At 61.8% G+C, this 23,570-nt stretch carries 18 protein-coding genes; 10 read left to right on the top strand and 8 right to left on the bottom strand.

The window, feature by feature from the left end; all coding sequences use genetic code 11:
• Window positions 1–71: 71 nt before the first annotated feature.
• The 3 genes from MMB74_RS09020 to MMB74_RS09010 all read left to right on the top strand — a co-directional run bounded on the left by MMB74_RS09020 (window position 72) and on the right by MMB74_RS09010 (window position 3,511).
• Window positions 72–1,073 carry a LysR family transcriptional regulator gene (locus MMB74_RS09020; protein WP_277428283.1) on the top strand — a complete coding sequence of 334 codons (1,002 nt, stop codon included), beginning with the start codon at window positions 72–74 and terminating at the stop codon, window positions 1,071–1,073.
• Window positions 1,074–1,262: 189 nt separating this feature from the next.
• The gene (locus tag MMB74_RS09015; RefSeq protein ID WP_277428282.1) at window positions 1,263–2,234 is read left to right on the top strand and encodes an Ldh family oxidoreductase; all 972 of its coding nucleotides are present in this window, start codon (window positions 1,263–1,265) and stop codon (window positions 2,232–2,234) included.
• Between the two features lie 221 nt (window positions 2,235–2,455).
• The gene (locus tag MMB74_RS09010; RefSeq protein ID WP_277428281.1) at window positions 2,456–3,511 is read left to right on the top strand and encodes an ABC transporter substrate-binding protein; all 1,056 of its coding nucleotides are present in this window, start codon (window positions 2,456–2,458) and stop codon (window positions 3,509–3,511) included.
• A gap of 189 nt (window positions 3,512–3,700) precedes the next feature.
• Here the strand turns inward: MMB74_RS09010 and MMB74_RS09005 are convergent, their stop codons facing one another.
• Complete coding sequence (locus MMB74_RS09005) at window positions 3,701–4,753, bottom strand: proline racemase family protein (protein WP_277428280.1); 1,053 nt, start codon at window positions 4,751–4,753, stop codon at window positions 3,701–3,703.
• 168 nt (window positions 4,754–4,921) lie between these two features.
• Complete coding sequence (gene betI / locus MMB74_RS09000; RefSeq protein WP_277428279.1) at window positions 4,922–5,581, bottom strand: transcriptional regulator BetI; 660 nt, start codon at window positions 5,579–5,581, stop codon at window positions 4,922–4,924.
• Between the two features lie 421 nt (window positions 5,582–6,002).
• Between betI and MMB74_RS08995 the strand changes: the two genes are divergently transcribed.
• The 6 genes from MMB74_RS08995 (at window position 6,003) to putA (ending at window position 16,183) form a co-directional block, all read left to right on the top strand.
• Complete coding sequence (locus tag MMB74_RS08995) at window positions 6,003–7,112, top strand: branched-chain amino acid ABC transporter substrate-binding protein (protein WP_277428619.1); 1,110 nt, start codon at window positions 6,003–6,005, stop codon at window positions 7,110–7,112.
• A gap of 318 nt (window positions 7,113–7,430) precedes the next feature.
• Window positions 7,431–9,038: an L-glutamate gamma-semialdehyde dehydrogenase gene (pruA, locus tag MMB74_RS08990; protein WP_277428278.1), complete on the top strand. Its 1,608-nt coding sequence runs from the start codon at window positions 7,431–7,433 to the stop codon at window positions 9,036–9,038.
• A gap of 42 nt (window positions 9,039–9,080) precedes the next feature.
• Window positions 9,081–10,157 carry an ABC transporter ATP-binding protein gene (locus MMB74_RS08985; RefSeq protein ID WP_277428277.1) on the top strand — a complete coding sequence of 359 codons (1,077 nt, stop codon included), beginning with the start codon at window positions 9,081–9,083 and terminating at the stop codon, window positions 10,155–10,157.
• Window positions 10,158–10,283: 126 nt separating this feature from the next.
• Window positions 10,284–11,510 (top strand): ABC transporter permease, encoded by a 1,227-nt coding sequence (locus MMB74_RS08980; protein ID WP_277428276.1) that lies wholly within the window; start codon window positions 10,284–10,286, stop codon window positions 11,508–11,510.
• Between the two features lie 5 nt (window positions 11,511–11,515).
• Window positions 11,516–12,352, top strand: a complete 837-nt coding sequence (locus MMB74_RS08975; RefSeq protein ID WP_277428275.1) for an ABC transporter permease — start codon at window positions 11,516–11,518, stop codon at window positions 12,350–12,352.
• A gap of 57 nt (window positions 12,353–12,409) precedes the next feature.
• A complete protein-coding gene (gene putA, locus MMB74_RS08970) occupies window positions 12,410–16,183 on the top strand; it encodes a bifunctional proline dehydrogenase/L-glutamate gamma-semialdehyde dehydrogenase PutA (protein WP_277428274.1) in 3,774 nt (1,257 codons plus the stop codon).
• A 27-nt stretch (window positions 16,184–16,210) separates the two neighbouring features.
• On the opposite strand, the gene MMB74_RS08965 is transcribed toward putA, so the two are convergent.
• The gene (locus MMB74_RS08965; protein WP_277428273.1) at window positions 16,211–17,533 is read right to left on the bottom strand and encodes an MFS transporter; all 1,323 of its coding nucleotides are present in this window, start codon (window positions 17,531–17,533) and stop codon (window positions 16,211–16,213) included.
• Window positions 17,534–17,757: 224 nt separating this feature from the next.
• On the opposite strand from MMB74_RS08965, the gene hutG reads away from it, so the two are divergent.
• Window positions 17,758–18,564 (top strand): N-formylglutamate deformylase, encoded by an 807-nt coding sequence (gene hutG, locus MMB74_RS08960; protein ID WP_277428618.1) that lies wholly within the window; start codon window positions 17,758–17,760, stop codon window positions 18,562–18,564.
• A gap of 87 nt (window positions 18,565–18,651) precedes the next feature.
• On the opposite strand, the gene MMB74_RS08955 is transcribed toward hutG, so the two are convergent.
• The 5 genes from MMB74_RS08955 to MMB74_RS08935 all read right to left on the bottom strand — a co-directional run bounded on the left by MMB74_RS08955 (window position 18,652) and on the right by MMB74_RS08935 (window position 23,561).
• The gene (locus MMB74_RS08955; protein WP_277428272.1) at window positions 18,652–19,581 is read right to left on the bottom strand and encodes an FAD-binding protein; all 930 of its coding nucleotides are present in this window, start codon (window positions 19,579–19,581) and stop codon (window positions 18,652–18,654) included.
• Entirely contained in the window at window positions 19,581–20,330 is a 750-nt protein-coding gene (locus MMB74_RS08950) for an electron transfer flavoprotein subunit beta/FixA family protein (RefSeq protein WP_277428271.1), read from the bottom strand. Before MMB74_RS08950 ends, MMB74_RS08955 begins: the two co-directional genes overlap by 1 nt.
• A gap of 18 nt (window positions 20,331–20,348) precedes the next feature.
• Window positions 20,349–20,954, bottom strand: coding sequence for a HutD family protein (locus MMB74_RS08945; protein WP_277428270.1), 606 nt, complete (start codon window positions 20,952–20,954; stop codon window positions 20,349–20,351).
• Window positions 20,955–20,964: 10 nt separating this feature from the next.
• Window positions 20,965–22,152 carry an FAD-binding oxidoreductase gene (locus MMB74_RS08940; RefSeq protein ID WP_277428269.1) on the bottom strand — a complete coding sequence of 396 codons (1,188 nt, stop codon included), beginning with the start codon at window positions 22,150–22,152 and terminating at the stop codon, window positions 20,965–20,967.
• 116 nt (window positions 22,153–22,268) lie between these two features.
• Window positions 22,269–23,561, bottom strand: a complete 1,293-nt coding sequence (locus MMB74_RS08935; RefSeq protein WP_277428268.1) for a DUF3422 domain-containing protein — start codon at window positions 23,559–23,561, stop codon at window positions 22,269–22,271.
• Window positions 23,562–23,570 lie beyond the last annotated feature (9 nt).

The raw sequence follows: 23,570 nt of genomic DNA, 5'->3' as shown, positions 1-23,570 counted from the left end.
GGGACGATTCGGTTTCGGCTTCGGCTCGCGAGGGCATCCTTCCTTAAATCCGATGTCGACGCGCCGCCGCCATGAAAGAGAGCGTACCTGAGCAATATCCCGACTGGAGCCTGTTGGCGAGCTGGGTCGCCGTCGTCGAGGCCGGCTCGATCTCCGATGCCGCCGATCGCCTGGCCATTTCGCAGGCGGGCGTTTCGCAGCGCATCAAAGCGCTCGAGACGTTGCTGGATACGACCTTGCTCGATCGAACGACCCGCCCGGCCCGGCCGACCGCCGCCGGGCAGCGCCTGTTCGAGCATGCCACGGTGCTGCTCACCGGCGCCGACGAGATGGTGGAAAGCGTACGCAACGTCACACGCGCGAAGCGCGTCGTCGTGCGTCTGGGCTGTGTCGATTCTTTTGCGGCGACGATCGGGCCAATCATCATCAAGGCGCTATCGGGCACGTCGCATCAAATCCGCTTGTGGTCCGGCATCACGCCCACCCTCGATGCGCAGCTCGAAGCGCGCCAACTCGATATGGCCGTGACGACCAACGGCATTTCGCAAGCGCCGGGCATTCGCCGGCAGAAGCTCTTTTCCGAACCGTACTTCGTCGTCTTGCCGGCGAGCTTCGAGGTAGATCGGTTCACTACGCTCGCCGATCTGAGCCGCAATCTGCAATTCATCCGCTATAGCGCGCGTTCGGTGATCGGGCAGCACATCGATGCCTATTTGGCATCGAATTCGGAAAACATCGAGCGCACCTGCGAGTTCGACGCCACCGACCCGATGCTCAGTCTCGTCGCCGCAGGGCTGGGCTTTGCGGTGACGACTCCGTTATGCATATGGCAATCCAGGCATTACGTACCGGATCTGCGCGTGGTGCCGCTTTCGTCGTTTTCTCGGCATGGCCGGCCTTATCAAGCGCTGAGTCGCTCCTTCTACTTGGCGTTTCGAGAAAACGAACTGGGCCACCTTCCCACCGACATGGTCGAACTGCTGCGGCAGTCGTTCGAGCGCCAGGTATCGCGCGATATCGCCAAGGCACTCTCGCTGAAGCAGGAACAGATCTGCTTGCCCGAGGAGCGCTAGGCCGAGGTATTGGCGGAAACAGGCCCGGCCTGCCGGCTCGCTGCAGGAATAAGCGCCGCTATCGCTGAATATAAACACCGTTTACAACGATGATGTTCGATGAACGCTGTGTAGAAAATCGCATCGCCACGCTCGCGCCGACGGGTCTCCACTTGCGACGGCGACCGCGGCTCACATTCAGAGGACAGCATGCGACTCGAAACACAAGAAGCTCTTGCCATTGCCCGGCAGGCGATACTCGACGCCGGCGCCAACGACTCGATCGCAACGTCTCTGGCCAATGCGGTCGTCTCCGCGGAATGGGCCGGTAGCCGAGCAGTCGGCTTCGCGCATCTGCCCGACTATCTCGACGGCTTCGTAAAAGGGCGTATTTCGACGTCCGCCGAACCGACCATCACTTCGCCCGCTCCCGCTTTGACGCGCGTCGATGCGCACGGCGGGATTGCGCAACTAGGTTTCGATCGCGCGTTCGATCAGATCGTCCAGCGCGCCAATACGTTCGGCGTAACGGCCTTCTCGCAGACGAACAACTTCACCGTCGGCGAGCTTGGCTACTATCCGAGACGGCTCGCCGAAAAGGGCCTCGTGGCGATCGCCGTGACGAACGCGACTGCACAGATGACTACGCTCGAAAGCCGCAAGCCCGTGTACGGGACAAACCCGATGGCGTTCGCCGCACCGACCGGGCGGGCCAAGCCGTTCGTGCTCGACCAAGCTTCGAGCGCCACGGCGTTCGTCAACGTTAGGCAAGCGGCCGAGCGTGGCGACGCGATTCCGGAGGGCTGGGCAGTCGACGCGAACGGCGAGCCGACCACCGATGCGCAAAAGGCCGTCAAAGGTCTTCTGTTGGCCTTTGGCGGGGCGCGCGGCGCCAATCTCGCGCTCATGGTCGAAATCCTGGCGGCCGGCCTGACGGGCGGAAATTGGTCGATCGATGCGCCATCGTATGCATCCGGGAGCGAGTGCCCGGGCGTGGGCCTCTTCGTCGTTGCAATCAAGCCCGATCTGCTCGTGCCGAATTTCATCGACCGGCTGTCCGCGCAAATCGACCGGCTCGCGGGGCGGGGCGTGCGGATTCCCGGCAGCCACCTGAACATCACTGAGCTCGAGGTGCCCGACGGTTTGCTGTCCTCCATTCGCGCGTTCAATCGGCCTGTCTGATCCTTGCGCCGGGAAGTTCGTTGATGCATTGCATAACCGACGCGAATGTTTCGGCCCCCCTCATTACGGCGGCATAGATTTCCGTTACATGTCATCTACGACAGGGCGTGACGAGGCGCTCTCGGCACGCATCCTCCATAACGTAGAGACATGTGGACGTGGATACAACGCTGCCCGGCATAAGGGTGGAGACATCGACACATTTCTTGGTGAGGCTTTAAATGCGTAGTTCTTTGAAGACATTGGCGCTCGTCGCCATGAGCATGGGGATGGTATCCATGCATGCCGCGGCATCCGAACTCGTTTTTGCGTCGTGGGGCGGCTCGTATCAAGACGCACAAAACGCTACCGCGGTTCAACCGTTTGCGTCAAAGGCGGGCGGTCAGGTCAAGATGGATACGTACAACGGCGGCATCGCGCAAATTCGAAGCCAGGTCGAGACGAAGAACGTGACGTGGGACGTTGTCGACATGCAGTTGTCCGACGCCACGCGCGCCTGCGATGAAGGGTTGCTCGAGAAGATCGACCCGGAAACGCTGCCGGCATCCGCCAAGTCCGATTTTCTGCCGGGAGGCCTTTCGGATTGCATGGTGGGCAACGTCGCGTGGTCGACGGTGATCACGTACAACAAGAAGGCATTCAAAGGCGCCGAGCCGACGAAGGTTGCTGATTTCTTCGATCTGAAGCGGTTCCCCGGTAAGCGCGCGTTGCGCAAATCGCCGGAAGGTGCGCTCGAGTGGGCATTGCTCGCAGACGGCGTCGCTGCCGCCGATGTCTACAAGACGCTCTCCACTCCCGCCGGCGTGGACCGTGCATTCAAGAAGCTCGACACGATCAAGTCGTCGATCGTGTGGTGGGAGACGGGCGCGCAACCGCCGCAGTTGCTCGCGGACGGCGAGGTCTCGATGTCGAGTGCTTATTGCAACCGCATCTATACGGCCATCATGCAGGACAAGAAGCCGTTCGGCTTCCTGTGGGATGGCGAGGTCAAGAATATCGAGGGCTATGCGATCGTCAAGGGTTCGAAGAACGTGAAGGCGGCGCAGGAGTTCGTCCGGTATGCGACGTCGACGGACTCGCTCGCGAAGCTGGCGTCGGCAACGGCGCTGGGACCGATGCGGCAGTCTTCGTTGGCGAAGGTCGATCAGAAGGTGGCCCCGTATCTGCCGACCGCACCGCAAAACCAAAAGAATGCCGTCACTTCCGACGTCGCATTCTGGGCCGATCATTCCGACGACTTGAACCAGAAATTCGCGGTTTGGCTGGGACAGAAGTGAGCGGTTGACGCGGATCGGTTGATAAAGCCGTGGTGGGTTCGAGCGTCGTTTCGGCATTCGAATCCGCCACGGCTTCTTTTTTAGCCGGGCCGCGACGCGCCGTTCGCGTCGCACGTTCGCCAAAAAACAAAAAGGCTCGTAGCGATATCTCCTCGCTGCGAGCCCATTAGCCATAGAACCTGCGGCCGATCAAGCCCACAGATCGCCGACGGTGAAACCGTTGGGGAACGGATCGGTCGGGTCCAAGACCCAGGTGTTGTACCCGTAGATCCAGGAACGACCCGAGATCGTCGGGACGACGGCCTTGTGGTCGCCGATCCTCGTTTCTTCAACGAGGTTGCCGGTGTAGACGATGCCGAGCAATCCCTCATGGCGGAACGGTTGGTCGAGTTTCAGTTCGCCCTTCGCATGCAGTGTCGCCATCTTTGCGCAGGTTCCGGTGCCGCAAGCGCAACGATCGATTGCCCCCGTCCAAGTCGCGGGATTATCGAAGTCCACAGCGCCGCTGGCCACCGTCACTGCGTTTCGCCAATCGGCGTTCGGATTGCGCGTCGGCCCCGAGAGCTGAGCGATCGTGATGCCGATGCCGGGGTAGTGCGGGTGCGAAACCGGCAGTTGATCCTGTGCAGCCTTGGTAATCAGGGCGCCGATGCGGGCGATTTCCCTACCATGCTCGGGAATCAGCTCCAGCCCTTTGAACTGGCGCACGTCGGCGATCACATAGAACATGCCGCCCCAGCCTACGTCGACGGTGACTTTGCCCAACGTAGGCACGTCGATCACCGCCTCGAGATGCGCCGCGAATGCAGGCACGTTCTTGAACGTGACCTGCGTGACTTTGCCGTCCTTGCATTCGGCCTTGATGCCGATGAGGCCGGCCGGCGCTTCCAATTGGAACTCGGTCACCGGCTCGGTCATCGGCAGCATGCCGGTTTCGAGCATCACGGTCGCAACCGAAATCGTATTGCCGCCGCTCATCACGGGGTACTCGACTTGCTCCATGATGATGTAGCCGGCCTTGGCGTCGGGATGCTTCGCCGGGACGATCAGGTTGCAGCAGACGGGCGGATAACCGCGCGGCTCGCGCAGCATGAGTTGGCGGATTTGGTCGTCGTTTTTCTCGAGCCATTTCATCTGCTCGTAGACGGTATCGCCCGGGATGTGCGGCACGCCGCCAGTGATCACGCGCATGGGCTCGCCCGCGTGCGTTTCCACCGCATGGAACATTCGCTTGAAAGTCATATCGTTTCTGCCTTTGTCGGTATGGCGAGGAGGACGGAACAGGAGATCCAGGCTAGCGAGGGGAAGCCGCCGCATGCATTGCATCGGTGCCGCTAATGCAGAAAATCCGCGACTGTGATGGTTCGCGGCTGCGGGCGGCGGCGGCGCAACCGTGGAATTCCAATGGAATTAGCGTGAATACGCGCGAGTCGCGTTCATCCTCCAGACGCGTCCCGTGGCGTCGTCGATGACGCCATGAAAGACCCCGAGCACCTCGTCGATCGTGATCGACGCGGCAACGCGATGTTCGATCCACAAGCCATGCACCAACGCCATGGCTTGAATCGCGTGAATGGTCGCCATGGTCCGGTCGCAGCCGGCTTGCCGCAAGTCGAAGATGAAGTTGGAGCGAAGCCGCCGGGAAAATGCGGCGCACAGCCGTTGCACTTCGTGATCGTGCGCCGACGAACTCCACATATGCGGCCAGACGTTTGCGGCGCCGGGACTCATGACTTCATCGCTAAAGCACATGTCGGCCGTGAACTTCATGCGTTCGACCGGATCTATGATGCCGCGCCGGCCGGCCGTGAGTTGATCGCGGACGCGCCGAATCAGATGGACGAAGGTTTTATAGACGAGGTCGCTTTTGTTTTCAAAATGGTGATGCACGAGTCCGACCGATACGCCCGCGTGGTCGCTCACTTTGCGGATCGTCAGATTCTCCAGCCCCACTTGACCCACCACTTCGAGCGTCGAATCGATCAGACGCAGCCTCATCCCCTCGTAGTGGGCCGTGTCGTCTTTTCTCGTCTCGCTGGTAGCCGGGAGCGCGGCATTCATTTGCTGCATCTGTGTTCCTTGATCGTGGTGTCGAGCCGCTAGGAATGCGGGGACTGCGCCGCGGGGATGGCAAGAATGGTACATCGGAAATGGAAAATACTGAGCAAGCGTTCAGTATCTGCGGTGCCAGTTTTCGGGGCGGAGGAATGTCTGCGCTGAACAATTGTTCATCGATTGGCACCGTGAGCTTCATCGCAAAATCAGGGAAATCACTGAGATGACTCCAATTTGACCTTCAAGAGTTTGGATATATAGTTCCGAGCAGATTTGTTGTGCTGAACAGGTGTTCAGGAATGGCATAACTTCTTGGGTGCCAAGCCGGCCAGATGGCATCTAGCTGGCTCCCGGTGACCCGGTCACGCGCCAAAACTTGCAAAAAAGGACTGAACGGATGATCAATGGTTTGGGAAGGTTTGCGTTGCCTGCTGCGATGGCGTTCGCGCTGTGCGTCGGCAGCGGCGCGGTGCAGGCGCAGCAGGTCATCAAAATTGGGGTGTCGGCCCCGTTGACGGGCGTGAGCGCGTCGAACGGCAAAGATATCGAGAACGGCGTTCGCCTTGCGCTCGACGAGGCCAACGCTCAGCACATCAAGCTTGGGGGACAAGACGTTCGCTTGGAACTCGATGTGGTGGATGACCAGGCCGACCCGCGTATCGGGGTGCAGGTCGCCCAAAAGCTCGTCGACGATGGGGTCGTCGCCGTCGTCGGCTACTACAACTCGGGTGTGGCGCTGCCTGCGTCGCAGGTCTTCGCGCAAGCAGGCATCCCCCTGATCGATCCCGCGGCGACGAATCCGACGATCACCCTTCGCGGCCTCGACAACATCTTTCGAATCATCGCCACCGACGCGCAAAACTCCGGGAACGCGGGGCGATACGCCGTAACGGTGACTCACGCGAAGCGCATCGCGGTCATGGACGATCGTACGGCGTTTGGGCAAGGGGCGGTCGAGGAATTCAAGAAGGCCGTGCTGGCGGCCGGCGGACAGATCGTTGCCGCGGAATACACGAACGACAAGGCGGTCGAGTTCAACGCGCAACTGACCAACCTGAAGGCCGCCAACGCCGATTTGCTTTATTTTGCAGGCAGCGACAATCAAGCGGCGCTTGTCACCAAGCGGATGAGACAGCTCGGCATGAGCACGCAGTTCGTGGGCAGCGGCGGCATTGCGGATTCGATCTTCATCAACGTCGCCGGCAGCGCCGCCCAAGGCGCCATGGCCTGGGAATACGGCAGGCCCATCGATTCGCTGCCGCGAGGCAAGGCTTTCGCGGATAAATTCCGCAAACGCTTCGGCATGGACATCCTGACGTATTCGCCGTTTTCATACGACTGCGGCGGCCTGGTGGTCGCGGCGATGAAGCAGGCGAACTCCGCTAAACCCGAGGTGTTCATGCGAGCCCTGCGAACGATCGACTATGACGGCATCACCGGCAAGATCGCTTTCGATGCGCACGGCGATTTGAAGAAGCCGGCATCGACGCTTTATCGCGTGGAGGGGGCGAAATGGGTGCCTGTCACCACCGTCGGCGCCGAATAGTTCGGGTCTAGCAGTTCGACCCTAGTGCGACACAGGAGGCGAAGCGGCTCGCTTCGTCATCAAAAATTAAATAGGAGTCCTAAGTAAAGCTTTGCGCCCAATGAGAACATCGCCCCGTCTTGCATCACCGCGACCGATCCTGAGCATAAGGCGAGTTGAAGCAATAGGGCCTGATTTATTCAACAACTAATCTGCAAATACGGTTTTCATGCCGGGGCGCATGGGGCGCGGAGCCTTATTCGATAAGGGAAAACCCGCGATTTACGACCCGGCCCATTCCCTACGTAGTCCCGAAGTTCTTCCAAAGGAGTCAGCGCGATGTCAGGTCCACAATTTCCGTTACCGGCGAACGAGCCGGAGGTGTCCTTCGGCAAGGGAACGGCGGCGGCAGTTGAGTTGAGCCGCGCGCTCGAGCGTCGCGAAGTCGCCGAGATCCCGACCGTCATCGGCGGGAAACGGTATTTCTCGAACGAAGTCGTCGAGGTGCGCGCCCCGCACGATACCGAGCGCCTGCTCGCGCGGATTCATCGTCCTACGCAAGCGCAAGTCAATGAAGCGATCGAAAGCTCGAAGGCCGTCGCTCGCGATTGGGCAAGCCTGACCCATGCGAGCCGCGCGACGATTTTGCATCGCGCCGCGGACATCGTCGCCACGCGCTTGCGCACCAAGATCAATGCAGCCACGATGCTCGGGCAGAGCAAGACGATCGATCAGGCCGAGCCGGACAGCGCATGCGAGCTGATCGACTTTCTGCGTTTCAACGCGTACAACGCGCAACGCGTCTATGCGGAACAGCCGATGTCCGTGCCGACGGCCGTCAATCGTGCGGATTGGCGTCCGCTCGAAGGCTTCGTCTACGCGGTCTCGCCGTTCAACTTCACGGCGATCGGCGCCAATCTGACGACGGCCCCTGCCATCATGGGCAACACCGTGCTGTGGAAGCCGTCGGAAAAATCGGCGCTCGCCAATTACATCTTCTTCGAAGCATTGGAAGAAGCGGGGCTGCCGCCCGGCGTCATCAATTTCGTCCCCGGCGACGCGGAAATGACGACGCGTGCGGTGATGTCCTCCGCTGACCTTGCCGGTATTCACTTCACGGGCTCATCGGCCATTTTCCAATCGCTGTGGAAGGGCGTCGCATCGAAGGTCGACAGCTTCCGCACGATCCCTCGCCTCGTCGGCGAGACGGGCGGCAAGGACTTCGTCCTTGCGCATCCGTCGGCGAATGCGTCGGAAGTGGCGATCGCCCTGATTCGCGGCGCGTTCGAGTATCAAGGGCAGAAGTGCAGCGCGGCGTCGCGCGCCTATATCCCGCGCAGCCTGTGGGCTTCGGTGAGCCAGGAACTGCGCGATCGGTTGGCTGCCCTGAAGGTGGGCGACGTGGCCGATCCCGATACCTTCATGGGCGCGGTGATTTCGCAAGCCTCGCACCAGAAGCTGTCCCGCGTGTTGGCGGCGGCCAAGGACGATCCGGCCGTCACGGTGGTTTCGGGTGGCAAAACATGGTCGGAGCCGGGCTGGTTCGTCGAGCCCACCATGCTCCAAGTGAGCGATCCGAAGCATGTGCTCATGAAAGAAGAATTGTTCGGGCCGGTGATGTCGGTGTTCGTCTATGAAGACGGTGCATGGGACGAAACGCTCGAGATCATCGATTCGACGAGTCCCTATGCGCTCACGGGTTCGATCTTCTGCACGGACAGATTTGCCTTGCACCAGGCCGAGCACGTGCTGATCAACGCGGCCGGCAACCTGTACCTGAACGACAAGCCCACGGGCGCCATGATCGGTCAGCAGCCGTTCGGCGGCGGCCGTGCCAGCGGCACCAACGACAAGGCGGGTTCCTACCTGAACCTGCTGCGCTGGGCCTCGCCCCGTGTGGTCAAGGAAACGTACCTGCCGCCGCGCGAGTGGCAGTTCGGCGCCTGACGAGCGAGTGCGGCTATTGCCGAGCAACCCCAAGGAATTGCGATGTCGACGATTGTCTCTTTCAAGAACGTCCAAAAAACCTACGACGGCGAAACGCTCGTGGTGAAGAACCTCAACCTCGAGATTCGCGAGGGCGAATTTCTCACGATGCTCGGGCCGTCCGGATCGGGTAAGACGACGTGTCTCATGATGCTGGCGGGGTTCGAAACCGCCACGCACGGTGAGATTCTTCTTCAGGGTAAGCCGATCAATCGCATTCCGCCGGAGCGCCGCAACATCGGCATGGTGTTTCAAAGCTATGCGCTGTTTCCGCATAAATCCGTTGCGGAGAACCTTGCGTTTCCGTTGCGGGTGCGCAAGGTGTCGAAAGACGAGATCGCGAGGAAGGTGAAGCGCGCGCTCAACATGGTGAACATGGAAAAGTTCGCCAATCGCATGCCGGGCCAGCTCTCCGGTGGCCAGCAACAGCGTATCGCCGTCGCTCGGGCGCTGGTGTTCGAACCGGCGCTCGTGCTGATGGACGAGCCGCTCGGCGCGCTCGACAAGCAACTGCGCGAGCAGATGCAGTACGAAATCAAGCAGATCCACGAGCAGAGCGGCCTCACCGTTGTCTACGTGACGCACGATCAGAGCGAGGCGATGACGATGTCAGATCGCATTGCGGTCTTCAACAACGGCGTCATTCAGCAACTTGCTTCTCCGCCCGAACTGTACGAGAAACCCGAGAACGCATTCGTCGCACGCTTTATCGGCGAAAGCAACGAATTGCGGGGGACCGTCGCGTCGGTCGATCGCGAGCGTTGCACGGTGCGGATCGACGGCGGGCACAGCATCGTCGCTAGCACGGGCGCCGCGATGCATGCGGCCGGCGCCACCAGCGTTTCGCTGCGGCCCGAGCGCATCGTCGTCGGCGAGCAGGCGCGTGCATGCGACAACGTCTTCAACGGTGGCGTCAAGGATCTCATCTATTACGGAGATCACCTGCGGGTCGTCATGCAAGTGTGCGGGCGTCACGACTTCATCGTGAAACTGCCCAATGATGGGGCCGCGCGCAAGTTGCGCATCGGCGACTCGGTGGACGTGGGCTGGATGGCCGATGCCTGCCGCGCGCTGCAGTAAAGCCGGGTCGAACCTAATCGCATTCCGTTGTTGCATCGAGTAGGAGGGTGCGGTATCTACCGCCGAACCATGATGATTTTGCCAACTGATGTTGCGGTACCGCGGGGCGACGCCGAGCAGGGGGGCGTGGCCGATTCGAGAAGCCTCAAAGCGAAGCTGCGCAGTGCGGAGCGCGCCGAGCGCGCCAAGGCTGCGATGCTCGTTTTTCCGCTGCTTGCGTTCCTCCTCGTCACGTTTCTCGTTCCGATCGGAAGCCTGTTGCTGAAGAGTTTTCGCGATCCGGTCGTTTCCCTGGAACTGCCGCATGCGGCGAGGCTGTTGCACCACTGGAGCCCCTCGGCGGGCCAACTGCCGGGCGAGCACGTGTACGAGGCCTTCGGCCGAGACTTGTTGGCCATCAAAGGAACGGACGGCATGAGCCGCGTCGCGTCGCGCTTGAACTATGACGACACAGGCATGCGCAGCCTCATCATGAAGACGGCGCGCCGCCTCGGAGAAAGCACCGATGGAACGTGGCGTCAGCGCTTCTCCAAGATCGATCCGCGCTGGGACGAGGTGAGGTCGTGGTCGACGCTCAAGTATGCGGCCTCGCCGTGGACGCTCGGGTATTACTTGAAGGCCTTCGACTTCACGCGCGACGAAAGGGGCGCCATCGTCAGGCAACCCGATGGCCAGCGGCTTTATGTCGACGTGTTCGTCAAGACTGCGTGGGTCAGCATTTCGGTGAGCGTGCTGTGCCTCTTGCTCGGCTATCCGGTCGCGTATTTTCTCGCCAACATTCCGGCTCGCTACAGCAACCTGTTCATGATTCTCGTATTGCTGCCGTTCTGGACGTCGATCCTCGTGCGCACCACGGCCTGGGTGGTGGTGCTGCAGACGCACGGCGTGCTGAACGATATTCTCATTCGGCTGGGATTGACGGATCACGCACTGGCGCTGATCTATAACCGATTCGGCGTGCTGGTCGCAATGACGCACATTCTGCTGCCGTACGCGATCCTATCGTTGTACAGCGTGATGAAGGGCGTGCCGAATCTCTATGTCAAAGCGGCGCGTTCGCTGGGCGCGGGGCCAGTGCGATCCTTTTTCGAAGCCTACTTCCCGCAGACGCTGCCGGGCGTCGGCGCCGCGGGCATGCTCACGTTCATTCTCGCCGTGGGGTACTACATCACCCCCGCCATCGTAGGCGGCCCCGACGACCAACTCGCGAGCTACTACATCGCCTACCACGTCAATACAACGCTCAATTGGGGGCTCGCGAGTGCGCTCGCTGCGATTCTCCTCGCGGGCGTGCTCATCGTCTACGGCCTGTTCGTGAAACTCACCGGCGGCGCCGGCGTGAAACTGGGGTAAGCCAAATGTTCAGTTTTCCTGCCTATGTGACGGTCTGGGGCCGTTTGGGACGGTTTGCATTTATCGGCGTTTCGCTGCTGGTGCTGCTGTTCCTGGTGTCGCCCGTTCTAGTCGTGATGCCGCTCTCGTTCAACTCGCAGCCGTATTTCACCTATCCGCTGCCGGGGTTGAGCCTGCGCTGGTACCGAGCGTTCATCGACAGCCCCGAGTGGATGCTGGCATTGAAGAACACGATGATCACCGGCGTGGCTTCGACCTTCATTGCGAGCGTGCTCGGGGTGATGGCTTCGCTTGGCCTCACCAATCCGCGCTTGAAAGGCAAGGCTTTCATCACGGGCGTGCTGGTGTCACCGATGATCGTGCCGCTCATCATCACGGCGGTCGGCGTCTACTTCGCCTTCGGCCCGCTGGGGCTCACGGGTAGTTTGAGCGGCCTGATCCTCGCGCACGCCGCGCTCGGTGTGCCGTTCGTCGTCGTGACGGTGACGGCTACGCTGGCCGGCTTCAATGAGGCGCTCTCGCGCGCGGGCCGCAGTCTGGGCGCATCGCCGTTGCGCGTGTTCCTGCAAGTGAAGTTGCCGATCATCGCGCCCGGCGTCGTCTCCGGCGCGCTGTTTGCATTCGCGACCTCGTTCGACGAGATCGTCGTCGCTTTGTTCTTGACGGGTCCCGATCAACGAACGGTGCCGCGTGAAATGTGGTCAGGGATTCGCGAGCAACTGAGCCCGACGATTCTCGCGGTCGCCACGATTCTCGTCGTCGTCTCGACGCTGCTTCTGCTGACGCTCGAACTCCTGCGCCGCAGAACGGAGCGCCTGCGCGGCGCCGCCGGAGCTTTCTGAACGGACGGCGAGCACTCGGCTTGCCGTCTCCGAAGTCTACCTACCGAACCTCTCATCATGCTGTCGGAAATCGAAACCATGCAGACCGTCGCGACGGATCTAGCCACTCTGCGTCAACGCATTCACGATGCATCGGCGATGCGCGAAGAGGATGCGGTCCAAGCGCTCATGCAGGACGCGCGTATGGACGCGCCTACGCTCGCGCAAGCGCAGGATCTGGCGGCGCGGCTGGCGCAGGGCGTGCGCGATGCGCGGATCGATGCGGGCGGCGTCGATCTATTGACACAGGAATTCTCGCTCGACAGTCGCGAAGGCATCGCGTTGATGTGTCTTGCCGAAGCGATGCTGAGGATCCCCGACACTGAAACGCGCAATCAGTTGATCCGCGACAAGATCGTCGATGCCGATTGGCGCGCGCATATCGGCAAGTCGCCGTCGGTGTTCGTGAACGCCACGGCATGGGGCCTGCTCGTGACCGGCAAGCTCCTCAAGCAGCCCGATGAGAATGCGTTGGCCGAAGCATTGACGCGGGTGGTGCGCAAGGGTGGGGAAGCGGTCGTGCGAGCGGGCGTCGCGTATGCGATGCGGATGCTGGGCAAGCAATTCGTAACGGGTCAAACCATCGAAGAGGCTATCGGCGAAGCCAAAAAGCGCGAATCGGGCGGCTACCGATACACCTACGACATGCTGGGCGAAGCCGCGTTGACCGATGAGGATGCGCGCGCCTATTTCGAATCGTATCGGCACGCGATCGAGGCGATCGGCAAGGACGCCCAAGCGCGCGGCCCGATCGACGGCCCCGGCGTGTCGGTCAAGATTTCGGGCCTGCACCCGCGGTACGAATTGATGCAGCGAGAGCGCGTGCTGGCCGAGCTTTACCCGCGCTTGTTGGAGCTCGCACAGTTGGCAAAGCGCTACGGCATCGGTTTTCACTTGGACCAAGAAGAGTCGGCTCGCTTCGAGTTGACGCTCGACATGCTCGACCGGCTGTGCCACGAACCTGGCCTGCGCGGCTGGAACGGTATCGGGATTTCGCTGCAGGCCTATCAGAAGCGCGGCCGCGCGGTGGCCGATTGGATCATCGCGCTCGCGCGCTCGACCGGGCGGCGAATCAACATTCGGCTGGTCAAAGGGGCGTACTGGGATACTGAAATCAAGCTGGCCCAAGATGCGGGCGCGGCCGGTTATCCCGTCTTCACGCGCAAGGTGCATTCCGACGTCAGCTACATTGCCTGCGCGAAGGTGTTGTTGAACGCGCCCGACGCGATCTTCCCGCAATTCGCGACGCACAACGCCTTCACCATCGCGGCAGTGCATACGCTCGCGCAGGGGAAGGATTACGAATTCCAATGTCTGCATGGCATGGGCGAAACGGTTTACGACCAAGTCGTCGGGCCGCAAAGACTCGGCCGTGCATGCCGAATCTACGCGCCGGTCGGCCCGCATGCGACGCTGCTGGCCTATCTTGTGCGGCGCTTGCTCGAAAACGGCGCAAATTCGTCTTTCGTCAACCAGATCGTCGATCCGACCGTCAGCATTGCCGATCTCGTCGAGGATCCCGTTGCGCGCGCGGCGCGCACGGGCGGTAAGCCCCACGCGGGCATTCCGGCGCCTAGCGCCGTGCTTCCGGGGCGCGCGAATGCGGCTGCATTGAGCTTCGCCGATTCGGTTGCGTTCGATGCCGCCGTTGCGCAGATTCGCAGTGAGCGCGTCGCGGCGCGGACGATCGTGGCGGGCGATGTCGCTGCGGGACGTGCATCGGGCGCAATGCGCGTCGTCTACAGTGCGGGCGACGCGGCCGAAGCGATCGGTACCGTGACGGACGGCAGCTTGGGTGACGTTGCTCGAGCCTTGGCTACAGCGGAAACGGCTGCCATGGCACAAGCGCAGACGTCGACGGCCGAACGCGCTTCGATGTTGGCGAGCGTGGCCGATGAAATCGAGCGTTCCAGTGCGCGGCTCGGTGCATTGCTCGCGTTGGAGAGCGGGGCCACGTTGGCGGAAGCTGCCGATGAAGTGCGAACCGCAGTCAACCTGTGTCGCTTGTATGCCTATCAGCTCCACACCGATGGGCGGCTGGACGCTGCGCCGCCGCTCGGCGTGGTCGTCAGCTTGACGCCTGCGTCGTCGCCGCTCGCGACGTTTGTCGGTCAGGTTGCCGCGTCGCTTGCAGCGGGCAATGTCGTAGTCGCCAAACCGTCCACCGATGCATCGCTGATCACGTTCGAAGCGGCGCGAGCGTTCCATCGTGCAGGCCTGGGCGAAAGCGTTCTTCAATACGTGCCCGGCGCGGGCGGGACGGTGGGCCAGACGCTCGTAACGGATGCGCGTGTTGTTGCAGTCGTGTTTGCGGGAACGGCGAAGGCGGCGCGATCGATCGCTGCCGAGCTGGCCAAGCGGGCCGATCCGCCAAAGTTCCTCAGCGCCGTCGGCAGCGTCAACGCCATGATCGTCGATAGCTCCGCGTTGCCCGAGCAGGTCATCTCCGATGCGCTCGTCTCCGCCTTCAAAGGCGCGGGACAGGCGGCATCGTCGCTTCGTTTGCTATGTCTGCAGGATTCGACTGCGGACAAGGTGCTCGCCATGCTCAAAGGCATGTTGAGCGAACGCAGGACCGGCAGCCCGCTCAGTGCCGCGTCGGACATCGGACCGGTTGCGACGCGCCAGGTTCGCGAGCGCATGGAGGCCTACGTCGAGCGCATGGGGCGCAAGGGATTTTCGGTGACGCGCGGCAAGCTTTCCGATGTCTATGAAAAGGGCAACTTCGTCGCACCAACGATCGTGGAGCTCGGCGAGACGGACTCGCTTGCATCACTCGATGCGACGGTGACGGGGCCTATCCTGCACGTCGTGCGGTTCAAAACCGGCCAAATGGCGGCGCTACTTGCGCAGCTCGGCGCGATGGGCTGTGCCGTCCAAGGATTGCACACGCGCATCAACGAGGCGACGGGCAGACTCCTGTCGAACACGAAAGCGAACAGCGTCTGCATCAATCGCGCAATGCAAGGCGCGTTCGTCGGGATGCAGCCGTTCGGCGGCGTGGGCGCCTGCGGGACGGGGCCAATGTGGGGCGGACCGCTCACGCTGTTTGCCCTCACGCGCGACGTAGCGCCGTCGTTCAACGTTGCTTCGGGTCCGTTCGCATCGAGCCCCGGCGCGGTCAGCGAGAAGTTTTACGAATTTCCGATCGAAACGGCCGACGGGAAACTCGTTGACCGGCGAAAGGCAATGGACGATACGCGCGGCAAGAACCGGTCCAACGTCGAGACCCTGTTGGCACGTGCAGACGAATGGCTGGCAGATGACAATTTGCGCGCCGTGCTCGCGGGGCTGACGCAGCGTCTGCTGGAGCGAGCCGATGGATTGAAGCCGATTACGCTGCCGGCGTTGAGCGGGGAGGAGAACACGGTCGAAGTTTTGCCGCGTGGGCAAGTCCTGTGTGCGGGCTTATCGGCTGCGGCGGTCGTTGTGCAAGCGATTAACGCATGCGCGTTCGGCAACCAAGTGGTGCTGCTGCGTTCGTCGATCGCCGAAGCGATTGCCCGTACGTTGGGGGATGCCTGCCGAGTGGTCGATTCGACCGATGCGGTTCGCGTAATCGGCGGCGAGTTCGCGAACGTCCGTCCCGACGTGGTGATGGTGTCGCGTAACAAGAAGGAGATCGCTGCGATTCGCACGATGGCGGCCCAATGCATGGTCGGGTGCGTTCGAGAGGGCGAAGACGGGCAATACGATTGGACGCAGCTCGTGCGCGAGCGTGTGGTCACGGTGAATGCGAGTGCGGCAGGCGGCAACACGCAGTTGATGGTGTTGAGCGAAGACGCGCTTTGATGCGTGCGGTGGGCGGGATGCGGGACGCTAAGGTAGCGCCCGCAACGCTCGCCGTGCGCTGAGCGCCATCAGCACGCTCGAAAGCGCGTTGAATACAAAGAGCCCGGTCGGTCCGATGGCCGTCATCAGCAGCGACGCGAACGCAGGGCCGCTCAAGCCTCCGACCGAAAACAACACCAGCAGCGTGGCGGACACCGCGACGCGAAGGTGCGGCTGCGTGCGGTCGTGGATGTGCGAGACGATCAGGCCGTATTGCGTGAACGTGACCGCGACATAGGCGAGCATGCCGATCCAGACGAAGGCAGTCAGATGAATGGCGGCCAGCATCAAGCTCAGGCTCATCGAGATCATTGCCGTCGCGTAGACGAGCCTGCGTCGATCGATACGGTCCGAGAGCCTTCCCATCGGCCACTGCGGGATCAGCGCGCCGACTAGCGCAACGCCCATGAATGTCGAGAGTTCCGATGTCGAGAAGCCCGTTCGTTCGAGAAACACGGGGGTCATCGAATAGAACGTGCTGTAGAGAAACCCAGCCAGGATGCAGCCCGGTATCGCAAGCGGCGAGGCGTGCGCCATCGCGCGTAGGCTGTCGCGCCAACTATGAGGCGGCAGGCGGTCGAGGCTTTCGTCGGCCACGCGAACGGGCCACCCCTCGAACAGCGATACCGGTATCACTGCAGAGGCGAATAGGGCCGCGACCAACGAGAACAGACGGCCGTCCGAAGGGTCGTGCAGCCGCAGCATGAACTGGCCCGTGCCGACGGCTAGATAGTTGATGGCGGCGTACATGCCGAAGATTTGCCCACGGTTCTCGTTGCGCGAGGTGCCGTTGAGCCAGCTTTCGATCGACGTGTAGAGGCCCATGAACGCGAAACCGGTCATGAACCGGATCGGCGCCCAGGCCCAAGGCGACTGAAACAGGCTGAACGCCGAGGCGAGAATGGCCGCGGCTGCCGCGAAGGCGACGAAAGTGCGATGCTGGCCGATCCTATCGATCAGGCGGCGGTTGCATATGGCTCCCGCTACGAAGCCGCCGTAATAGCACGATTGCACGAGCCCGACCATCAGTGTCGAGGTGCCGGCATGCAGCATCGTGAGGGGAATCAGCGTCTGAAAGAGACCGTTGCCCGCGATCAGTAATGCGTACCCGAACAACAGCCCCGCAAGCGATTGATAGCCGCCGATAGGCTGGGTGACGCGATGCGCAGTTTCTGCTGCGGCAGGTGGCGTTCGCCTTCCGAGAAGCTTGGCCTCGGACAGTGGGCCGGTGCGCGTCGGCTCCGGGCACTCTGAAGTCGTTGGCTCGTGGTCCCCCGACGTTGAAAGGCTTTCCTCTCGGAACTCTGACATGACACCTTCTTGGGCGCCGGCATCGGTGCGACGCCGGCGAGTTTTTTTCGGGAAGCGTTCAATGATAAACAGATTCTCCGGTGGGCAGGCGCAAAAACGCTTAGATAAGCGCGCCTTATAGAGACGTTAAGTGCCGATGATGGTGGGTTCGATCTTGCGTTTGTCTCCGTATGGTTCTCTTATCGACGGTTTCCGAAAAGGAAATCCAGGGAGAGTGCATGTTGATGTCGAGCGATACCGATTTTCACTTTCGGCAGGGCTATGTTCCGCTGCTGATTTCTATTCCTCATTTAGGAACGGAGATTCCCGCGAAGGTGCGCGCGCAGATGACTGACGTCGCCGGCTTGGTCGCCGATACGGACTGGCATCTCGATCGACTGTACGATTTTGCAACTGCCATGGGCGCCTCGGTGCTCGGCGCGCGCTTCTCGCGTTATGTGATCGACTTGAATCGGCCCTCGACGGGCGAAAGCCTCTATCCGGGCCAGACGACGACGGGGCTTTGCCCTACCGAAACGTTTCGTGGCGAGCCGCTCTATCTACAGGCAGGTGCGCCTGATTCGCCCGAGATCGCACATCGCTTGAACGCGTATTGGCGCCCATACCATGCGAAGCTGCGACTGGAACTGGATCGATTGAAAGCCGAATTCGGCCAGGTACTGCTGTGGGAAGCGCATTCGATTGCGAGCGTGCTGCCCAGGCTCTTCGAAGGCAAGTTGCCCGATCTGAACCTCGGCACGAATGGCGGCGGAAGCTGCGACGCGCGGGTGCTCGACGCGATTACGTCGACGCTGAGCGATGAGCGGTTCACCTGGGTAGCGAACGGACGATTCAAAGGCGGATATATCACGCGCGCCTATGGCCAGCCCGACCAAGGCGTACACGCGGTGCAACTCGAAATGTGCCAGTCGACGTACATGAACGAAACGGCGCCGTTCGATTACCGGCCCGATCTCGCAGACCAAATCAAACCGGTCGTGGCGAAGATGGTGTCGGCCGCGCTTCGGGTAGTGCGCTCGCCGGCCGGCTGAGCGGAGAAAGAACCGGCGGCCGTTTGCATTAGCGCGATAACGCTCCTATTGCGGCTCTTGAACGCGGGCGTTGCGCCCGCGTATCGATCAAAGGGACCTGGCGAGCTCGGGCACGGCCTCGAACAGATCGGCAACGAGGCCGTAATCCGCGATGCCAAAAATGGGCGCTTCTGCGTCCTTGTTGATGGCGACGATGATCTTCGAATCCTTCATGCCGGCCAGATGCTGGATCGCGCCCGAAATACCCACGGCGATATAGAGTTCGGGCGCAACGATCTTGCCGGTCTGACCAACCTGCAGATCGTTCGGCGCATAGCCCGAATCGACGGCTGCGCGCGATGCGCCGATCGCGGCGCCGAGCTTCTCGGCGAGTGGATCGAGCAGTACGAAATTGTCGGCGCTGCCGATACCGCGGCCACCGGATACGACCACACGTGCGGAAGTCAAATCGGGGCGGTCGTTTGCGGCGATTTCACGACGCACGAACGTCGATAGGCCCGTATCGGCAACGGCCGCCACTTCGCAAAGCTCGGCATGACCGCCTTCGGTTCGCGCCGCTTCGAATGCGGTGGTTCGGATCGTGGCGACTTTGATGGGATCGGGCGACTGCACCGTGGCGATGGCGTTGCCGGCGTAGATCGGACGTTGGAACGTATCGGGCGCATCGATGGCGATGACATCCGAGATTTGCGCCGCGTCGAGCTTGGCCGCGACGCGCGGGGCGGTGTTCTTGCCCGCAGCGGTAGCTGGAAAGAATACGTGCGAATAATCTTGTGCGAGCGCGAGCACCTGAGCGGCCAAGTTCTCCGCGAGGCCATCTTTTAAATGCGGTGCGTCGACGAGCAACACCTTCTCTACGCCTTCGATGCTTTTCGCCGCATCGGCTACCGTACGGGCACCGCTGCCGGCGACCAGCACATGCACGCCGCCCGCCACCCTTCGCGCTGCGGAAACAGCGTGAAGTGTCGCGCTTTTCAGTTGGACATTGTCGTGTTCAGCAATAACGAGGCTAACCATTAGAGCACCTTGGCTTCAGTTTTGAGTTTCTCGACGAGCGTCGCGACGTTCGGGACCATCACGCCGGCCTTGCGAACCGGCGGCTCGACGACCTTCAAGGTTTTCAGCCGGGGCGACGGATCGACGCCGAGGTCGGCCGGCTTGACGACATCGAGCCGCTTCTTTTTCGCCTTCATGATGTTGGGCAGCGTCACGTAACGCGGTTCGTTCAAGCGAAGATCGGTCGTGACGATAGCCGGTAGGCGCAGGGACACCACTTCCATGCCGCCGTCGACTTCGCGCGTGATCGTGGCCGTGCCGCCGTCGATGTCGATGTGACTCGCGAACGTGGCTTGCGGCCAGTCGAGCAGCGCGGCGAGCAATTGGCCGGTTTGTCCGGCGTCGTCGTCGATCGCTTGCTTGCCGAGGATGATGAGTTGCGGCTGTTCGCGTTCGACGATGGCTTTGAGCAGTTTCGCCACGGCTAGCGGTTGCAATTCGACATCGGTCTCCACGAGCACGGCGCGGTCCGCGCCGATTGCAAGCGCCGTGCGCAGCGTTTCATGACTTTGCGCGACGCCGCAGGAAACGGCCACGACTTCCGTGGCCACGCCCGCTTCTTTCAACCGGGTGGCCGCCTCGGTGGCAATTTCGTCGAACGGATTCATCGACATCTTGACGTTGCCGATGTCGACGCCGCTGCGATCGGCTTTGACGCGAACCTTGACGTTGTAATCGACAACGCGTTTGACTGCCGTAAGCACCTTCATTACGTGGTCCTCAGAGTTTCAATCGATAGCGCCGGGCGCGGTGGCCGGCTCAATGGTGACAAGCACGGGCGGGCGAGCCCATTGCCGTGCGGCCGGCGCATACGTGGCCGGCGCTAGGAGAAGCGCCCGATCGACTTCGCACGCAACCATGAATTGCCCGGGCGCGAGCGTGCCGAATGCTTTCGTGTCCCACGCGCCGCGATAGCTGCATTCACTATCGAGTGCAATCACGATTGCCGTGCATCCGGGCGATACGGAGAGGGTGTCGACGACGGCGGCGACCTTCGCTCGGCAGCGGCCCGTCTCGGTCATGACGTTCAGTGCCGTGACAGGGCCATCGACGAGGCTGGCGTTCCATGCCGCACCACCGTCATACTCGACTGCCGTGAACGGCAGCAGCCTGACGATCGATGCGCCGTCGACGAGCATTACGCCGTTTCCGCCCAGCACAAACGAAATGCGCGCGACGCCGTCGAACCGGGAATACGGACCGTCGCGCTCGACCTGCGCCACACTGACCCGCCACGCGTTGCCGCTGGCCGCGAGGGTTTGCGTGACGCCGCCGCCGTTTCGCCACGGTTCGACCGGCACCGACGAGAGCGAACGAATCTCGATGGCGGACATCGCTCAGGCCTCAGGACACCGCACCCAGGCCGTACTTGCCCGTCAACAGTTCACCGGTGGTGAAGCGCTCGATCGAGTACGGCTTGAGCGATACGTCGGTCTGCAACCCCAGCGCTTCCTGGGCGAGCACTCGGCCAACCGTGGGCGAAAGCTTGAACCCGTGGCCGGAGAAGCCGTAGCCCACCACCAGTCCTTCGATGCCGGGAAGCTTGCCGAGCACGGGATTCCAGTCTGGCGTGACGTCATAGACGCCGGTCCACGATGAAGCGATGCCTGCCGTCTCATAGGCCGGGAAGCGTTCGGCAACCTGCGCGCCCACTTCAACCACGTAGTCCATCGGAATGTCGCCTTGATCGGTGTCGGCCGCGTTGAGTTTTTCGCCGACCACGCCTTCGCTGACGAGCATCTGGTTGCCGCCGTAGCTGCGGTAATAGAGCATGCCCTGCGACGCGAGATCTTTGAACACGGGCATCGAGAACGTGTACTTCGCCGCGTCGCATTCGAGCGCGAGCACGGCGTGGCGCTCCGGCATGATCGGCAGGTTACGCCCCGTCCAGCCCGCCAGTTCGGGTGTCCAGATATTTTGCGCGCTGATGACCATCGACGTGGCGAAATCACCGAGGCTGGTCGATACGCCGACGACCTTGTTGTTCTCGAACAAGATCTTGTTGACGGTTGCGTTTTCCCGAATCGTCACACCGCCGCGGCGGGCGGCGCGCGCGAAGCTCGTCGCAACCAGATAGGCATCGGCAAAGCCCGCCTCGGGCTCATAGCCGATCAGCGCCGCGTCGTCGAACTGCGCAATCGGCAGCAGCGCGTGCGCTTGCTTCGCGTCGAGCAATTCGAGGGGAACGCCTTGCTCCTTCTGTTGGGCAAGCGAAGCGCGCAGCGGTTCGAGCTTGTCGCCTTCGCCCGCTACGATCATGTAGCCGCATTTCACGAGGCCGCAGGAGGCTTCTTCGTCGCCCAGATAGGCCGCAAAATCGTTGAACACGTCCCACGATTTCCTGGCGAGTTCGACGTTTTCTTTGACCGAGTAATGGGTCCGCAAGATGCCCGAGGATTGCGAGGTCGTTCCGGCCCCGATCGTTGCGCGGTCGAGGACCAGCACATTCTTGGCGCCCAGTTTGGACAATTGGAAAGCCACCGAACTGCCGATGACCCCCGCGCCGATCACAACAACGTCATATGTGTTCACAGTTCCATTCCCTTTGTCAGCAAGGTATGGACTCAGTGTGAGGCGGCGAAACGAGAGCGGCGGAAATATAAGGGGAATCGATCTTTAGCAAAAGCGAACTTCCCCCCTTACGGGTGCTAGGTTCGCTCGGTGCGGCGCTCATCCTCATGTCCAAGCCGCCGAATTCGTCCCGTGAAAATGACCACGGCCACCACGACCGGCGCAATCAGCAGGCCTTCCAGGATTTCCGGGTCCAACGGCAGATGAACGGCATGGAGCGCGCGCAGCGCGGCCCCTGACAGATTGAGCACATAATAGGAAATCGCGGCCACCGAAAGCCCTTCAACCGCGTGTTGCATCCGCAACTGCGTGCGCGCCGTGCGGTTCATGCCTTCGAGCAGCGCGGTGGTGTGTTCTTCCTGCGCCAAGTTGACCCTCGTTCGCAACAGATCGACGGCTCGGGCAACGCGCGTCGCCGACTGCTGATGGCGGGCCCAAACCGAGCCGCAAGTCTGCATCGCAGGCAAGAGCCGGCGGTGCATGAATTCCGCTGTGGTCGGGAAACCCTCGATTCGTTCTTCGCGAAGCTCGGCGATGCGGGCAAGCACGAGCTTTTCGTACGCCGCGGATGCGCTGAACCGTGTTTCGAGGCCGGCATGCGCTTGAACTTGTCCTGCAAGCCGTGTCAATTCGCGCAGCAGATAGGCATCGTCATGATCGCGCCCCGGCACTTCCATTCGCCGCATCAATGCCGAGAGAGAACCATCGAGCTTGCCGAGAAATTGGCTGTGTCGGCGAGCGTCGGGCAGGGCGAGCAGCGCCATCATCCGGTAGGTCTCGATTTCGAATAGGCGCTGAATCAAGCGGCCCGCCTGCGCCTCCCGAAACCCCAAGTCGAGCACGAGAAAGCGCGAGAAGTGATCGTCATGCACGAGCCAATCGCAATAGACTTCGCCGCCCGAGAGCACTTGGCTTCCGACCAGCACCGGCCCGGGCAATAGCTCGCGAACACGCGTGCGCGCAAGTTCCGCTTCGTCGCCGCAGCGCAGTTCTGCATGCACGGCGACGAGGACGCATTCTTTCAAGAGCGCGAGCCAGGAAGCGGGGAGATCGTTCATGGCCGCGCCGCTGAACAAGCGATCCTGAACGCCGGTGCGGACGAAGGTAAACGTCGAGAACTCGGTGTGCTTCTCCCACTTGATTTGCCAATCGTCTCGTTTCGCCGTGTAGTGGTTGTGCTGCGGCAAGGGAGACGGCAAGCTCATTGCGGCCGTCAACGTCGCCAGCAGGCGGCCGTGGATGTCTTCGTCGCGCTCCGAATAGACGGCGAGATGGCTGACTGACGCGGGGCCATCGATCCGAAGGAAGGGGCGGGCGTGCAGTTCCTGCGAGAGCGATTCTCTGAGCGGATGGTTGAGCGAGGAAAACATGGATGCGTC

This window comes from Trinickia sp. Y13 (assembly GCF_029522115.1).
GTDB lineage: Bacteria > Pseudomonadota > Gammaproteobacteria > Burkholderiales > Burkholderiaceae > Trinickia.
This window is presented reverse-complemented; position numbering and strand designations above follow the sequence as displayed.

What these genes read in the sequence shown, in the direction of transcription:
- MMB74_RS09020 (WP_277428283.1), top strand. Translation starts at nt 72, where the DNA reads ATGAAAGAGAGCGTACCTGAGCAATATCCCGACTGGAGCCTGTTGGCG.
- MMB74_RS09015 (WP_277428282.1), top strand. Translation starts at nt 1,263, where the DNA reads ATGCGACTCGAAACACAAGAAGCTCTTGCCATTGCCCGGCAGGCGATA.
- MMB74_RS09010 (WP_277428281.1), top strand. Translation starts at nt 2,456, where the DNA reads ATGCGTAGTTCTTTGAAGACATTGGCGCTCGTCGCCATGAGCATGGGG.
- MMB74_RS09005 (WP_277428280.1), bottom strand. Translation starts at nt 4,753, where the DNA reads ATGACTTTCAAGCGAATGTTCCATGCGGTGGAAACGCACGCGGGCGAG.
- betI (WP_277428279.1), bottom strand. Translation starts at nt 5,581, where the DNA reads ATGCAGCAAATGAATGCCGCGCTCCCGGCTACCAGCGAGACGAGAAAA.
- MMB74_RS08995 (WP_277428619.1), top strand. Translation starts at nt 6,003, where the DNA reads ATGGCGTTCGCGCTGTGCGTCGGCAGCGGCGCGGTGCAGGCGCAGCAG.
- pruA (WP_277428278.1), top strand. Translation starts at nt 7,431, where the DNA reads ATGTCAGGTCCACAATTTCCGTTACCGGCGAACGAGCCGGAGGTGTCC.
- MMB74_RS08985 (WP_277428277.1), top strand. Translation starts at nt 9,081, where the DNA reads ATGTCGACGATTGTCTCTTTCAAGAACGTCCAAAAAACCTACGACGGC.
- MMB74_RS08975 (WP_277428275.1), top strand. Translation starts at nt 11,516, where the DNA reads ATGTTCAGTTTTCCTGCCTATGTGACGGTCTGGGGCCGTTTGGGACGG.
- putA (WP_277428274.1), top strand. Translation starts at nt 12,410, where the DNA reads ATGCTGTCGGAAATCGAAACCATGCAGACCGTCGCGACGGATCTAGCC.
- MMB74_RS08965 (WP_277428273.1), bottom strand. Translation starts at nt 17,533, where the DNA reads ATGTCAGAGTTCCGAGAGGAAAGCCTTTCAACGTCGGGGGACCACGAG.
- hutG (WP_277428618.1), top strand. Translation starts at nt 17,758, where the DNA reads ATGTCGAGCGATACCGATTTTCACTTTCGGCAGGGCTATGTTCCGCTG.
- MMB74_RS08955 (WP_277428272.1), bottom strand. Translation starts at nt 19,581, where the DNA reads ATGGTTAGCCTCGTTATTGCTGAACACGACAATGTCCAACTGAAAAGC.
- MMB74_RS08950 (WP_277428271.1), bottom strand. Translation starts at nt 20,330, where the DNA reads ATGAAGGTGCTTACGGCAGTCAAACGCGTTGTCGATTACAACGTCAAG.
- MMB74_RS08945 (WP_277428270.1), bottom strand. Translation starts at nt 20,954, where the DNA reads ATGTCCGCCATCGAGATTCGTTCGCTCTCGTCGGTGCCGGTCGAACCG.
- MMB74_RS08935 (WP_277428268.1), bottom strand. Translation starts at nt 23,561, where the DNA reads ATGTTTTCCTCGCTCAACCATCCGCTCAGAGAATCGCTCTCGCAGGAA.